This window comes from Nocardia thraciensis, from assembly GCF_054782435.1.
On the sequence record NZ_BAAGSM010000010.1, the window covers coordinates 1 to 15473 of the forward strand.

At 70.0% G+C, this 15473-nt stretch carries 6 protein-coding genes and 1 pseudogene; 6 read left to right on the plus strand and 1 reads right to left on the minus strand.

Annotated features, from left to right (window positions below):
* Positions 1-166: 166 nt before the first annotated feature.
* The 3 genes and pseudogenes from ACYVLQ_RS03340 to ACYVLQ_RS03350 all read left to right on the plus strand — a co-directional run.
* Positions 167-7975: pseudogene (locus tag ACYVLQ_RS03340) on the plus strand (amino acid adenylation domain-containing protein); the annotation flags it as partial.
* Between the two features lie 199 nt (positions 7976-8174).
* A complete protein-coding gene (locus tag ACYVLQ_RS03345; protein ID WP_460696176.1) occupies positions 8175-9200 on the plus strand; it encodes an alpha/beta hydrolase in 1026 nt (341 codons plus the stop codon).
* 174 nt (positions 9201-9374) lie between these two features.
* Positions 9375-10628: an Nramp family divalent metal transporter gene (locus ACYVLQ_RS03350; protein ID WP_460695878.1), complete on the plus strand. Its 1254-nt coding sequence runs from the start codon at positions 9375-9377 to the stop codon at positions 10626-10628.
* Between the two features lie 213 nt (positions 10629-10841).
* Here ACYVLQ_RS03350 and ACYVLQ_RS03355 read toward each other — a convergent pair whose 3' ends face one another.
* The gene (locus ACYVLQ_RS03355) at positions 10842-12338 is read right to left on the minus strand and encodes an aldehyde dehydrogenase family protein (RefSeq protein WP_460695879.1); all 1497 of its coding nucleotides are present in this window, start codon (positions 12336-12338) and stop codon (positions 10842-10844) included.
* Positions 12339-12759: 421 nt separating this feature from the next.
* Here ACYVLQ_RS03355 and ACYVLQ_RS03360 point away from each other — a divergent pair, with 421 nt between their 5' ends.
* The 3 genes from ACYVLQ_RS03360 to ACYVLQ_RS03370 are packed head-to-tail and all read left to right on the plus strand — an operon-like array spanning position 12760 to position 15472.
* Positions 12760-13797 carry an ATP-binding cassette domain-containing protein gene (locus ACYVLQ_RS03360; protein WP_460695880.1) on the plus strand — a complete coding sequence of 346 codons (1038 nt, stop codon included), beginning with the start codon at positions 12760-12762 and terminating at the stop codon, positions 13795-13797.
* A complete protein-coding gene (locus tag ACYVLQ_RS03365) occupies positions 13794-14606 on the plus strand; it encodes an ABC transporter permease (RefSeq protein WP_460695881.1) in 813 nt (270 codons plus the stop codon). The genes ACYVLQ_RS03360 and ACYVLQ_RS03365 overlap by 4 nt, the downstream gene beginning before the upstream one ends.
* Entirely contained in the window at positions 14603-15472 is an 870-nt protein-coding gene (locus tag ACYVLQ_RS03370; protein WP_460695882.1) for an ABC transporter permease, read from the plus strand. Before ACYVLQ_RS03365 ends, ACYVLQ_RS03370 begins: the two co-directional genes overlap by 4 nt.
* Position 15473: the final 1 nt, after the last annotated feature.

A 15473-nucleotide genomic window follows, 5' to 3' on the forward strand; every position in this document is an offset into this window, starting at 1 on the left:
TGCGTCGACGGTGGCGGGTTTCGCGGATCGGCTGTCGCGCATACTGTCCGCGGTAATCGCCGACAGCGCGAAACCGGTGGGAGACATCGAGATACTCACCCCGGCCGAGCGCACCCCGGAGTTCGCCGGGCGCAGCGGCACCGCGCATCCGGTGGGCGACGTCGCGACCCTGGTGTCGCTGCTGGACCGCTCGGTCGCGGCCTCGCCCGGAGCCGTGGCGCTGGTGGCGGACCTGCCGGACGCCGAGACCGGCCGGGACGAGCTGAGTTACGCCGAACTCGATGCCAGGGTGAACCGCCTTGCGCGGCATCTGATCTCGCTGGGCGTCGGTCCCGAATCGCGAGTGGCGCTGGCCCTGCCGCGTTCGGTGGATCTGGTGGTGGCGATGTACGCCGTCGCCAAGGCGGGCGGAGCGTACGTGCCGATCGATCCGGATCAGCCCGCCGACCGCGTCGACTACATCCTGCGGACCGCCGACCCGGTCTGCGTACTGACCAACCGTGCCCTCGAGTGGCTGGTCGGTGGTTCGACCTCCGCCGCGCCCGCCGCCGCGGCGCTCCGCCCGGCCATGACCGGGAACGGCGGATCTCTCGACTGGCGAGGGCGCTCCGAATCCATCCCGGCTTTCGCTGCCGCACAATCGGATTCGTCCAACGCCAGCGCAGCGGCGAACGCCGGGACCGAGTCGGGACTTCCGCGCCGAGGCGCGATCCCGGCGTCCGCCGGAATGACGAGTGACTCGTCGGCCGGAATGACGGGTGGTGCCGCCGGAATGACGAGTGGTGCCGCCGGAATGACGGGCGGTGCCGCCGGAATGACGGGCGGTGCCTCAGTCGGGACGGCGGGCAGCCCCGTACTGCTCGACCGCCTCGACCTTTCGGAGCTGTCGGACGCCCCCGTCACCGACGCGGACCGCATCGCCCCGCTGCGCCCGGAACACACGGCCTACGTCATCTTCACCTCGGGTTCGACGGGACGTCCGAAGGGCGTGGCGGTGCCGCACGCGGCGGTCGTCAACCAATTGCTGTGGAAGACAGCCGAGTTCGGCCTGGGCGTCGACGACGCCGTGCTGCTGAAGACCGCCGCGACCTTCGACCTGTCGGTGTGGGAATTCTGGTGCGCCGCGGTCTCGGGTGGCCGCCTGGTGATCTCGATGCCGGACAGCCACCGGGATCCCGCCTACCTGAACGGCCTGCTGGCTCGCGAGGACGTGACCACCCTGCACGTGGTTCCGTCGATGCTGGATACGCTGCTCACCGAGGCCGCCTCGCGCGGCGACGGCCGGGCCGCCAACAGCCTGCGGCGAGTGCTGGCGATCGGCGAAGCGCTGCCCGCCGCGCTGGCACAGCGATTCCGGACCACCTATCCGGACGTAGATCTGTTCAACCTGTACGGCCCGACCGAGGCCGCGGTCTCGATCACCAGCCACCGGGTGACCGATACCGACCGGGTGTCGGTGCCGATCGGCGTGCCGGAGTGGAATTCCCGGGTGTACGTGCTGGATTCGCGGCTGCATCCGGTTCCGGCGGGCGTCACGGGCGAGCTGTATCTGGCGGGGGTGCAACTGGCGCGCGGCTATATCGGCCGCCCGGATCTGACGGCGGACCGCTTCGTGGCCGACCCCTTCGGGGATATGGGTACCGGCGGGGCCGGTGGCGCCCGCATGTATCGCACCGGCGATCTGGCGGCGCGGAACCCGGCGGGTGAGCTGGAATACCGGGGCCGCACGGACTTCCAGGTGAAGGTCCGCGGTTTCCGCATCGAACTCGGGGAGATCGAGGCCGCGCTGCTGGCGCTGCCCGAGGTCGCGCAGGCCGCGGTGCTCGCCCGGGAGGACCGACGCGGCGGCGCGCGGCTGGTGGCCTATGTGGTTCCCGCGGCCGTTGACATCGACACGGCGCGGGTGAAGTCGGCGCTGGGCGGCGCGCTGCCCAACTACATGATCCCCGCGGCATTCGTGACACTGGATGCGTTGCCGCTCAACACGAACGGCAAGCTCGACCGCCGGGCGCTGCCCGAACCGGCCCCGGAGGTCACGGCGTACCGGGCCGCGCAGACCCCGGCCGAGCAGGTGATCGTCGAGGTCGTCGGCGAGATTCTCGGTCTGGACCGGGTCGGCCTGGACGACGACTTCTTCGCGCTCGGCGGCGACAGCATCATGTCGATCCAGTTGGTGTCGCGGGCCCAGGCGCGGGGGGTGACCTTCACACCCCGCGACGTCTTCGGATTCCGGACCGTCGAGGCGCTGGCCGCCGTCGCCACCGTCGCGCCGGTCGCCGCCGCGGAGCCGCCGACCGGCCCGGTTCCGTTGCCCCCGATGCCGGTTCGGCTGCTGCGCGGCGATCCCACCGGTGGTGATCGCCGCGCCATCGTCGTGGACCTCCCGGCCGACAGCGATCCGGCCCGGGTCCGCGCCGCCGTGCAGGCCGTGCTGGACCGGCACCCGATGTTGTCCGCGAGCCTCGAAATCGCCGACGGTGTGCGGTCTTCCGGGGTCCCGCTCGCGACCGCCACGGCCGGGAGCCCGTTCGGCCCGCCCGTGGGCGTGCGGATCCCCGCCTACGCCGCCGCCGGAGAGACCCAGGTCGACCCCGATACCTGGGCCGACCCCCCGACGGAGTTCCTGCCGGTCGCGACGGCGGGAGGCGGCCCGGAGTTCCTGACGGGCACCGCGTTCGAGGCGGCTACCGAATTCCTTCCGGTCCTCGCGACCCGGAAGAATCCGGGGCAGCAGGACCCGAGCGCGGGATCGACGGCGACCGACGATGCGCTCGATCGGTGCCTGGTCGTTCCCGATGCGGTCCCCGAAGTTTCGCTGCGGCAGTTCGTGCCGTCCGCGAACGCCACCGAGGTCGCCGTCCGCGCCCTGTCCGCCGACCTGCACCCGGCGGCGGGACGCAATACGGCGTTCGGTCTGATCGCGCCGACCGATCCCACCGAAGCCGATGCGGCGCAGGATATTCCGAACAGTCTGGTGATCGTCGCGAGCGGCCTGGTCGTCGACGACACCTCCTGGTGCACGATCATCGACGAGCTGTCCGCGGCGTGGTCCGGCGATCACGCCGCCCCCGTCGCGCCGGACGCCGGAGCGGCGAGCGTGGCCCGCACGCTGGCCGCCCGCGCGGCCGAATCCGCCGCCGTGGATGAAATCGACTGGTGGAAGCGGGCTCTGGCCGACGTCCCGGCCGACGCCGCGCTGGACGGTATGGACCTGACCGCCCGCGGCCGGGTGTCGCTGACGATCACCGGCGAGGGCGCGGCCGCGGTGGCCGCCGTGGCCACGGCCTATCGCGCCCCGCTCGAGGACGTGCTGCTCGCCGCCCTGGCGCTGGCGCTGGAGCCCGGCCGCAGGCAGCGGGCGGGCGATCGGGCCGACGACGGGGGTACCCCGCTGCTTCCGCGCACGACCGAGGGCCCCTCGGCCGCGGACGTCCTCGGCCCGGTGGTGCAGTTGTTCGCCGACGGTCGCCTGCTCGCCGAGCCCGAATCCGCCACCGCCGTGGGCGCATTCACCGCCGCGCACCCGTTCGTGCTGGGCCTGGACGGCATCGACGTGGACGACGCGCTGCTCGGCGGGCCCGCCGCCGGGAGCGTGATCGCCCGGATCAAGGAGCAGCGCCGGGCCGTCCCCGGACGGGGCGTCGGCTACGGACTGCTGCGATATCTGAACCCCGGCGCGGCCGCCGAACTGGCCGCACTCGCCCAGGGCCGCACCGCCTTCCGCTATCGGGACCTGCGGCCCGCCCGCCCCCTGCCGGATATCGCGGCCCCCGATCTGCTGCTCGACATCACCGTCGAGGCCACCGCCGACGGTCTGCTGGCCCGGTTCGACTACGCGGCGGCCGCATTGGCCGTCGAGCAGGTGAAAGAGCTTGCCGGACACTGGGTGCGGGCGCTGGGCGGCCTGGCCGAACACGGCACTCGCGTCCCCGCGGGCGGATTCACGCCGTCCGACTTCCCGCTGGTCCGGTTGGCGCAGGCCGATATCGACCGGCTGCACGGGGACTACCCGGACCTGGCCGACGTCTGGCCGGTGACACCGCTGCAGTCGGGAATGCTGTTCCACGCCCTGCTCGCCGACGCCTCGGTCGACGCTTACACCACCCAGTTCACCGTCGACCTGGCCGGTGCGGTGGACGGTCGGAGGCTGCGCGAGGCCGCGCAGGCCGTACTGGACCGGCACGCCAACCTGCGGGTGGCCTTCGCCGCGGACGCCGCGGGCAATCCGGTGCAGGTGGTCCTGGACAGGGCCGAGATACCGTGGCACACCATCGATCTCAGTGATCTCGACGACGAGGCGACCGAGGCGGAACTGGCCCGGATCGAGTATGCCGACTATGCCGACGGCTTCGACATGCGCACCGCGCCGCTGCTGCGCTTCACCCTGATCCGTGTCGAGCACGAGTCCTATCAGCTGCTCGTCACCAGCCATCACATCCTCATCGACGGGTGGTCGACACCGCTGCTCATGCAGGACCTGCTGACCCTGTACGCGCTCGGCCCGCGGTCCGAGCACCTGGGGCCCGTCCGCTCCTACGCCGAATACCTGGCGTGGCTGGTCGCGCGGGACCCGGGTGCCGCCCGGGAGGCCTGGCGGCGGGCGCTGGCCGGGGTCAGCGAGCCGACCCCGCTGGCGCCGGTCGATCCGGGCCGCGAAATCGCCTCCGGCACCGGCGAAACCGGTTTCGAGCTGTCGATCGCCGATACCGCGCAGCTGACCCGGCTGGCGGCCGGCCTCGGCGTGACCGTGAACACCGTGGTGCAGGCGGCGTGGGGACTGCTGATCGGCCGCAGTGTCGATCGCGACGATGTCGTCTTCGGCGCCACGGTCTCGGGCCGCCCGCCCGCGCTGCCCGGCGTCGAGACGATGGTCGGCCTGTTCGTCAACGCCATCCCGGTCCGCGTGCGCCTGGATCCCACGGAGACGCTGGGCGCGCTGCTGCATCGGCTGCAGGCCGAGCAGGCCGATCTGCTCGACGTGCACTATCTGGGCCTCAGCGATATTCAGGAAACCATCGGGGTGGAAGGGCTTTTCGACTCACTGGTGGTGTTCGAGTCCTACCCGATCGATCGCGCGGCGCTGGATCGGGCGAGTTCCATCGACGGCATGCGCGTCACCGGCATCGGCTCGATCAACGGCACCCACTATCCGGTGACCGTGCTGGCCTCGCTGGACGACCGCCTGCGGATCTCGGTGCAGTACCTGCGCGACGTCTTCGACGAATCGGCCGCCGAGTCGTTGGCACAACGTCTTTCGATGCTCATCGGCCACTTCGTCTTCGCCCCGCGGGCGCGCGTCGCCGAGGTGGACGCCCTGCTCGACGGTGAGCGCGACGCTCTCGCCTCCCGCAATGCCACCGCGGCGCTCGAACTGCTCGACGACGCGACGCTGCTGTCGCTGTTCGATGCCCAGGTAGCCCGGACTCCGCACGCACCGGCGCTGATATTCGGCGATGACACTCTGACCTACCGCGAGCTGGACGCCCGCTCCCGGGCGCTGGCGCGGAATCTGGTCGAGCGCGGCGTGGAACCGGAAACGCTGGTGGCTGTGGCCATGCGGCGCTCCCTCGACCTCGTCATCGCCATCTACGCGGTGCTGCGGGCCGGGGGCGGGTATGTCCCGGTCGACCCCGATCACCCGGCCGAGCGCAACGAATTCGTGCTGCGCCATGCCGATCCGGTGTGCGTCCTCACCACCAGCCGCGACGGCTTCGAAACCGGTACGGCCACAACGATCGTCGAGGTGGATGGGCTGTATCTGCCCGGCGACGACGCGATGTGGGAGTTCCCGGCGGTGCGCCCCGACGGCATCGCCTACACCATCTACACCTCCGGATCGACCGGGCGGCCCAAGGGTGTGGCGACCACGCACCGCCAGATGGCCCACCAGTTCCGCTGGGCGCAGCGCGCCTATCCGCACGACACCGGCGACGTGGTGCTGCACAAGACCCCCATCACCTTCGACATCTCCGCCTGGGAGCTGTTCTGGCCGTTGCAGACCGGCGCCGCGATCGTGATCGCCGAGCCGGGTGGTCACCGCGACCCGGCATACCTGTCGCGGTTGATCGACGAGAGGTCGGTCAGCACCGTGCATTTCGTACCGTCGATGCTGGATACATTCCTCGACGTGGACACGAATCCCGCCGTGGCGCAGGGGTATCCGTCGCTGCGGCGGGTCTTCGCCGCGGGCGAGGCGCTGTCGGGCGAGACCGCGGCCGCCTGCGCGGCCCTGCTCGAGCACGCCGAGCTGGTGAACTGGTACGGCCCGGCGGAGGCGACGGTCGTCACCGCCTACCCGGCGAATCGCGCTGCCGCCGTGGCCGTCCCGATCGGTGCGCCGGTCGCCAACACACGGGTGCACGTGCTGGACCGCCACCTGCGGCCGGTGCCGCCGGGAGCGCCCGGCGAGCTGTACGTGGCCGGGGTGCAGCTGGCTCGCGGCTACCTCGGTGCGCCCGCCCTGACCGCGGAGCGGTTCGTGGCGCACGACGGCGGCGAACGCCTGTACCGCACGGGCGATATCGTCCGCTGGGTGGCCGACCCCGTAGGCGGTCCCGACGCCGGCGCCCTGGAATACCTGGGCCGCAGCGACTTCCAGATCAAGCTGCGCGGCCAGCGCGTCGAGCTGGGTGAGATCGAGGCCGTGCTCGCGGGCCACGCGGCGGTGCGGCATGCGGTGGTCTCGCTGGTGCGCGGCGCTTCCGGCGACCGGCTCGTCGCGCACCTGGTGCCCGCGGCCGGGAGCATCGACGAGGCCGCGCTGCTCGGCCACGCGCGGGAGTCACTGCCCGCCTATATGATCCCGGCCGCGCTGGTGGTGCTCGACGAGCTGCCGCTCAATGCCAGCGGCAAGCTGGACCGCGCGGCGCTGCCGATGCCGCGGCTCGCCGCCCGCCCCTACCGCGCTCCTTCGACGCCACTGCAGCAGGCCGTCGCCGATGTATTCGGCGAGGTGCTGGGGATCGCGCAGGTGGGCGTGGACGACGACTTCTTCGAGCTGGGCGGCAATTCGCTGAGCGCTACCCGCGCCGTCGGCCGCCTGCGCGCGGCGACCGGTGCGGAGGTGCGGGTGCAGTGGTTCTTCACCGGATGCACCGTCGCGGCGCTGGCGCAGCGCATCCTGGCCGCCCAGGACGCCGCCCCGGCCGCCGACGCCGCCCTCGAGGTGCTGCTGCCGATCCGCGCCGACGGTACGGGCGCTCCGCTGTTCTGTATTCATCCGATGTACGGATTGGCGTGGTGCTACGCCGGTTTGGTGCCTTTCGCGGGCGACCGCCCGATCCTCGGGCTGCAATCGCCGGTGCTGACGGAGGACGGCGACCTGCCGGAGTCGGTGCGGGACATGGCCGCTCGCTACGTCGACGAGATCCGGCGGGTCCGGCCGCACGGCCCGTACCACCTGCTGGGCTGGTCGCTGGGCGGCGTGCTGGCGCACGAGATCGCCGCGGTGCTGCAGGCCGACGGCGAGCGGGTGGAACTGCTGGCCATGCTCGACAGCCGCCTCGATATCGACCTGACCGATTTCGGCGCCGCGATCCGCGAAGTCCTGGCCGAGATCGGGATCGGCGCCGAGGCGCTGATCGGCGACGGCTCCCCGGATGCCCATCGCGACATCTACGACCTCGACGACGAGGCACTGGCCACCCTGCACGCCGCCATCCCGCCGGAGCTGGCCGCGCTCACCCCGCAGCGGCTGCGCCGGATCTATCGCGGCGCCGTCCGCTCGGCCGAGCTGATCGTCGAGCACCGCCCGGCGGTGTTCCGCGGCCGGGTCGATTACTTCTCGGCGCAGGGGCGCCCGAGCGGCGCCGAGAACTGGTACCCCTACGTCGACGGTGAGATCGCCGACTACCCGGTGAACGCCGTGCATGAGGAGATGACCACGCCGCAGGCGCTGGCGCAAATCGGCCCGCGACTGGGAATTCTGCTCGCGACCGGGGCCGATGACGCTGTGGCGGACACCGATCGGGCATGATGAGGCGGTCGTGACGTAACGATGTCCTCTGGTCGGACGACTAGAAAGGCCGTAGGGTCGGGCGCGGCGCCGACCGGCCCACGGGTGTCGGCACGGGGCGCCGACGGGAATCGCGGGACCGAAAATCGATCAGATAGCGAAGGTGTAAACATTGATTCGTCGACACTTCCGGCGTAGCGGTCTGCGTGCCGCCGCCGCGATTGCGGCCACCGGAGTTCTCGCTGGCGTCGTTGCCGGAGTCGGCGCACCCACCGCCTCGGCGGAAGACCCGATCATCGCCTCCAAGACCCTGTTGGGTGATCCGAAGGCGCCCGACGGGTCCTATATCTCCAAGGCCACCTACAAGGACGACCGCAGCATCCGGCTGTACGTGTACTCGGCCGCGATGGACCAGACCTTCCCGGTCGATGTGCAGCGCCCGGCCGACACGTCGGAGCCGCGGCCGACGCTCTACCTGCTCAACGGCGCGGGCGGCGGTCAGGACGACGCCTCCTGGCAGCGCAAGACCGATATCGTCAACGGCTTCCTCGGCGACAAGAACGTCAACGTGGTGCAGCCGATCGGCGGCAAGTGGAGCTACTACACCGACTGGATCAAGGACGACCCGACGCTGGGCCGCAACAAGTGGACGACGTTCTTCACCGAGGAACTGCCCCCGCTCATCGACGGCGCGCTGGGCACCAACGGCGTGAATGCCGTTGCGGGCCTGTCCACCTCGGGCACCACCGTGCTGAACCTGCCGATCCACAAGCCGGGTCTGTACAAGGCCGTCGCCGCTTACTCGGGCTGCGCGATGACCAGCGACCCGACGGGCCGTGAATTCGTGAAGCTCACGGTCAACACCTGGGGCGGCGGCGACGTCGAGAACATGTACGGCCCGGACAACGGCCCGGCCTGGGTCGAGAACGATCCGTACGTGCACGCGGCCGAACTGCGCGGCCTGGACATGTACATCTCCACCGGCAACGGCCTGCCCGGCATGCACGACACCATGAACGGCCCCTACGCGCTCCCCGGCGCCTACGGCCTGGGCAACCAGATCCTGATCGGCGGCGTCATCGAGGCCGGCACCAACTACTGCACCCAGCAACTGAAGACGAAGCTGGACGGCCTCGGCATCCCCGCGACCTACAACTTCCGCAACTCCGGCACCCACTCCTGGGGCTACTGGCACGACGACTTCATCGACTCCTGGCCGGTCCTCGCCCGCGGCCTCGGCATCTAGCCCCTCCCAAGAACAAAGAAGAAGGCCGCAGTCTCAACGACTGCGGCCTTCTTCTGTACCTACATCGCCTTCCTCATTCCCTGACCCCGATCGCCCCTAGGCGATCGGGGTCAGGAGCATCACGCTTTCCAGGGTTCGCTCAACAAAAAGTTCGGGAACCCTTAAAATAGATTCGTGAGCACCATCGTCGATGCGCCTCGCCTGCCTCCGAAGCGGGCGCGGTCGGTGACCATGCTGCTCGGGCCCGCTTTCGTGGCCGCGATCGCGTACGTCGATCCCGGCAATGTCGCCTCCAACATCAGTGCCGGTGCGCGGTACGGGTACCTGCTGGTGTGGGTGATCGTGATGGCCAATGTGATGGCCGCGCTGGTGCAGTTCCTCTCGGCGAAGCTGGGATTGGTCACAGGGCGCACCCTGCCGCAGGTGGTGCGCGACCGAGCGAGCCGTCCGGTGCGGCTGGCGTACTGGGGCCAGGCGGAACTGGTCGCGATGGCGACGGATCTGGCCGAGGTGGTCGGCGGCGCGATCGCGTTGAACCTGCTGTTCGATCTGCCCCTGCTGGTCGGCGGCGTGATCACCGGCGTGGTCTCGATGGCGTTGCTGACGGTGCAGAACAAGCGCGGGCAGCAGCCGTTCGAACGGGTCATCATCGGAATGCTCGCGATCATCGCGATCGGATTCATGGCCAGCGTGGTGATCTCGCCGCCCTCGGCAGCGGGCACCCTCGGCGGGCTGGCGCCGCGCTTCGACGGCACCGAGAGCGTGCTGCTCGCCGCGGCGATGATCGGCGCGACGGTGATGCCGCACGCCATCTATCTGCATTCCGGGCTGTCCCGGGACCGGCACGGACAGCCGGAGGCCGGGCCCGCACGCACCCGGATGCTGCGGATCACCCGGATCGACGTCGGGCTCGCGATGGTGATCGCCGGAGCGGTGAACCTGTCGATGCTGCTGATGGCCGCGAATACCCTCAACGGCCGCGACGACATCGACTCCCTGGAATCCGCGCACGCCGCGGTCGGCGACGCACTGGGGCCGTGGGCGGCCCTGCTGCTGGCGGTCGGCTTGCTGGCCTCCGGCCTGGCGTCCACGTCGGTCGGCGCCTACGCGGGAGCCATGATCATGGAAGGGTTGCTGCGCAGGCATATTCCGCTGCTGCTGCGCCGCGTGGTGACGCTGATCCCGGCGCTGGCCATCCTCGCCGCGGGCATCGATCCGACTCGGGCCCTGGTGATCTCGCAGGTGGTGCTGTCGTTCGGTATCCCGCTGGCCCTGATTCCCCTGGTGCGCCTCACCAGCGACCGCACGCTGATGGGCGCCGATGTCAACCACCGCTGGACGACCGCCGCGGCCTGGCTGATCGCGGCGGTCATCTCGGCGCTGAACCTGCTCCTGATCTACCTCACAGTCACCGGCAGCGGCTCCTGAGCCGCGCCGCTGCCGGTCGCCGGGGCAGGTGGGTCCGCACGGGCCGTCGGACCCACCGCCCCGGTTCCCGGCCAAGAGCACGGCTACCGCGACTACGACGACCGCCTGGTCGAGCAGGTCGTCCACATCCGCGGCCTGCTGGAGGCGGGCCTGTCAACCCGCCCTCATCAAGCAGGTACCGACTACATCGACTCCCTGCGCAGCTGCGCGCGTTCATCCTCGCCCGTGGCGTAGGCGGAAGATGGCCTTGGCGAGGCGCAGGTGGCGGGGGTGGCGGTCGAAGGTGGAGAGGTTGACGGGGGCGCTGTAGCGCTTCTGGGCGATGGCGAGGGTGCGGCTGAACTCGCGGAGCCCGGCCTCGCCGTGCGTGTGGCCCTGTCCGTACTCGCCGACCCCGCCGAACGGCATGGACGGGATGCCCGCGTGCGCCATCGACGAGTTGATCGTCACCACACCGGTTCTGATGCGGTCGGCCAGTTCGGGGACCGCGCGGACGTCGCGGGTGAAGACCGCGACGGCCAGGCCGTGGTCGGCCGCGTTGATGCGCTCCACCGCCTCGTCCATGGTGGCCACTCGATTCACGATCAGCACCGGGCCGACCGCCTCGCCGGTGATCGCCGAGCTGTCCTCCGGTACCTCGGCGAGCACGATCGGCTCGATATAGGGCTCCCGGATCGAGTCCAGCCCGCCGACCACGGCCCGCCCGCCGCGCGCGATCGCGTCCTTGACCTGGCGGCGCACGATGTCGACCTGTGACTCCAGGATCATCGGGCCGTAGGAGGACCGGCGATCGGCGCCCGGCCGCAGTTTGCGGGCCTGCGCGGCGACCTTCTCCAGGAACGGCTCGTACACCGAATCGGCGACGTAGGCCCGTTGGATGCCCGCGGCGCTCTGCCCCGCGTTCGACATGGCCCCGAAGACCGCGGCCTCGGCGGCATCGTCCAGCTTGGCGTCGACCTGCACCACCATCGCACCCTTGCCGCCCCGCTCGACGACGACCGGCGTCATGGACTGCGCGCATTGCGAGATCACCTCCCGCGCACCGCTCTCCGAGCCCGCGTAGGCGATCTTGTCGATCCGGGTGCGGCACAGCGCCGCCCCGGTGCCGCTGTCGCCGGTAACCACCTGCAGCACCGGCTGATTCGGCGCCAGCCGGCTCCAGCTCTCGGCCAGCCAGACGCCGACGCCGGGCGTGAGTTCGCTGGGCTTGAACACCACGGCGTTTCCCGCCGCCATGGCGTAGGCGATCGAACCCATCGGCGTGAGGACCGGATTGTTCCAGGAGCCGAGCACCCCCACCACGCCCAGCGGCAGATAGCCGACCGAGGCGCGCTGATTGCGCGTGAGCCAGGTGGAACCCAGGCGCCGACGACCCAGCGCCTGCTCGGCATTGCGCGCGGCCCAGTCCAGGTTCTCGACCGCCAGCATCACCTCGATCGCGGCGTCGACCTCCGGCTTTCCGGTCTCGGCGCAGACGATCTCGACCAGTTCTCCGGCATTGCGCGAGATGGTGCGCTTCCAGTCCAGCAGCCAGCGCTTGCGCCCGGCGAATCCGAGTGTGGCCCACCATTTCTCGGCGGATCGTGCGGCACGGACCGTGCGGGTCAGCTCGCCGGTGCCCATCATCGCGTAGTCACCGACGGCCTCGCCGGTGCGCGGGTCGAAGGACGTCAGCACCTTCGGGCGGCCGCGTTGCGCGGACTCGGCCATTGGTCACCCTCTCGCTGGCGAATGCCCCGGCAACCGGTCCTCCCCGACCGGATCGCGATTACCGCGGACAGGTGAGTGCGTATCTGTACCCCTGCCCGCCAGACTATGGGCGCCCCGGTCGGCGGACAAGAATCGGTCACGGCGGGCAGACCACTCGGTCGGTGTGCGGGACCAGCGCCGATCCCGCCTCGAACGGCCTCTGGAGTCGAAATGTGAGTAACGACACAACTATTCGGGCACAACCGTGGATGTCGGCCGCCAGGCACGCGGTACGTAAGCGACACCTCGGGCAGAGTCCGAACCCGAGGCCGCCCCGGACGACCCAGTAACATCGCGGCTGGTGGATGGGATCACCAAGCGGGGCGTACACACGGCGTTCCCGACAAAACCGGTCGCTACCCGGGTCGATAGTGGAGAGTTGATGCCGAGCTTGGACAACGCGGAGTCGGACCCCGGGGAGAAAGCGGGGTCGCGGACACCCGTCGACGCATCCGCGTCCGCTCCCGACCCCACGGTGGTGGTGAAGGATGTCCGCAAGTCCTTCGGCGACGTCCACGCCCTGCGCGGCGTCAGCTTCACCGCCGAACGGGCGAGCGTGCTGGGCATCCTCGGCCCGAACGGCGCCGGTAAGACCACCGCGGTGAAGGTCCTGTCCACGCTGCTGCGCCCCGATGCGGGAACCGCCGAGGTCGCCGGGCACGACGTGCAGAAGGACCCGGCCGGCGTCCGCCGCTCGATCATGATGACCGGCCAGTACGCGGCCCTGGACGAGAACCTGTCCGGCCGGGAGAACCTGGAGCTGTTCGGCCGCTTGATGGGCCTGACCAAGAAGGCCGCCCGGCGGCGCGCCGACATCCTGCTCGAGGAGTTCGACCTGGTCGGCGCGGGCCGACGCGCGGTGAAGAACTATTCCGGCGGCATGCGGCGCCGCGTCGATATCGCGTGCGGGCTGGTGGTGCGGCCGGAGGTGGTGTTCCTCGACGAGCCGACGACCGGCCTGGACCCGCGCAGCCGCCAGGGCGTCTGGGATCTCGTGCGTGCGCTCAAGGTACAGGGCATCACGGTGCTGCTGACCACGCAGTACCTCGAGGAAGCCGATGTCCTCAGCGACAACATCATCGTCATCGACAAGGGCACGGTCATCGCTGAGGGCACGGCCGACGAGCTGAAGTCCAAGACCGGCGGCAACTACTGCGAGGTCGTGCCGCTGGACCCGACCCACCTGGTGCGGGCCATCGAGGCGCTCGGCGACCTGGTGCCCGCCGCGGTCCGCAAGGATCTGCTGGCCGACGGCGCCGATCGCGCCTCCATCCCGGCCCCCGACGGCGCCGCGACGCTCGCGGAGGCCCTGCGTCGCCTGGACGGCGCGGGCGTGGAACTGGCCGATATCGCGCTGCGGCGGCCTTCCCTGGACGACGTATTCCTATCCATCACCGGCCATTCGGGCGGACATCAGTGAGTTCTCCAACCGCAATTGTCGAGACCCTGCTGTCCTCCGATATCCCACCTGCGCGGCCGTCGAGTTTCGCGCAGTGGCGGGCATTGAGCGGACGCATCGTGCGGACCATGGTGACGCGGGGCGAACTGGTAGTCGCGATTATCGCGCCCCTGGTGTTCACCGTCGGGTTCTATCTGCCGCTGCGATTCGTGATGAAGAGCAACGGCATCGATTACGCCCAGTTCGTCATGCCGATCATCGTGTTGCAGACCATGGCGTTCACCATGATGTCGAATGCGCAGCTGGCGGCCACCGAGTCGATGACCGGATTGAGCGACCGGCTGCGGACGATGCCGATCGGATCGCTGGTACCGCTGAGCTCACGGATATCGGCCGGTCTGGTGCGCTCAGGAATTTCGTTGGTCGCGGCCCTGTGCTTCGGTCATATCATCGGGTTCCGGTTCATCGCCGGATTCGAGCAGGCGGTGTTGTTCTGCGTATTCGCGCTGGCGGTCGGCACGGTATTGGCGATCGGCGCCGACGCGCTCGGCAGCCTCACCAAGAGCCCGGAATCGCTGAGCCAGGCGTTGACGCTGCCGACCCTGATCTTCGGCATGCTGTCGTGCGGATTCGTTCCGGAAAGCGGCTTTCCGGTGTGGATCCGGCCGTTCGTGCGTAATCAGCCGATCACGCAATTCTCCTACGCCATGCGGGATATGGCGCAGGGTGGGGTGAGTTGGCAGGTGCTGTGGGTGCCGCTGGTGTGGCTGGGCGCGATGGCGGTCGTCTTCGTGCCGCTGGCGGTCTGGGCGAGTGTGAGGCGGTCGTGAGCGTGGTCGAGGCGAGCGCGGATTCGATTGCCGCGGACAAGGATTCGACGGAGTGGAAGGCGCCGCTGCCGGTGGTGTCCGCGCGGTCGGAGCGATCGGTCGCGATGTGGGCGCGGCACAGCCTGATCCAGTGCAAGCGGCTGCTGACCGTGTGGACGCGAGATCCCGCGACCACCATCCAGTCGATGGTCTACCCGGTGTTGATGCTGCTGATGTTCCGCGTGGTGCTGGGGGATTCGATCGATCGGGCGACCGGAACACGCAGCGTGTACGGCTTCGTCGCGCTGGTCACGCTGGTGGCGGCGATGTCGGGGGGGATCGTGAGCGCCCTCGGTTTCCAGAACGAGAAGCGATCGGGACTGCTGAGCCGATTCTGGACGATGCCGACCCATCGCGCCTCGGGGCTCACCGGACGATTGCTGGCCGAGGTCATCCGGGTATTCGTCACCACGGTCGGAGTCGTCGTGGTCGGCGTGTGCATCGGCTTCCGCTTCTGGAACGGCCCGCTGGCGTCTGTGGCGCTGTTCGCCATCCCCGTTCTGTTCGGGCTGGCATTCGCGGTGATGGTGACGGCGCTCGCGACGGTTTCGGAAGGCGTCGTGCTGGTGACCACCATCAGTATCGTGACCACGCTGCTGATGTTCTTCAATTCCGGATTCGTGCCGGTGTTCGCGTATCCGATGTGGTTGCAGAACACCGTGGAGAATCAGCCGATGAGCACGGCCATCGATGCGATGAAAGGGCTCGCCTTCGATGGTCCGGTCGCCGAGCCGCTGCTGAAGACCCTGGCCTGGACACTCGGAGCGATCGCGATCTTCGCCTACCCGGCCGTGCGCGGCTATCGGCGGGCCGCCGAGACGGCCTGAG

Coding starts and splice junctions, on each gene's coding strand:
- ACYVLQ_RS03355 (WP_460695879.1), bottom strand. CDS start 12,338: ATGGCCGAGTCCGCGCAACGCGGCCGCCCGAAGGTGCTGACGTCCTTC.
- ACYVLQ_RS03360 (WP_460695880.1), top strand. CDS start 12,760: ATGCCGAGCTTGGACAACGCGGAGTCGGACCCCGGGGAGAAAGCGGGG.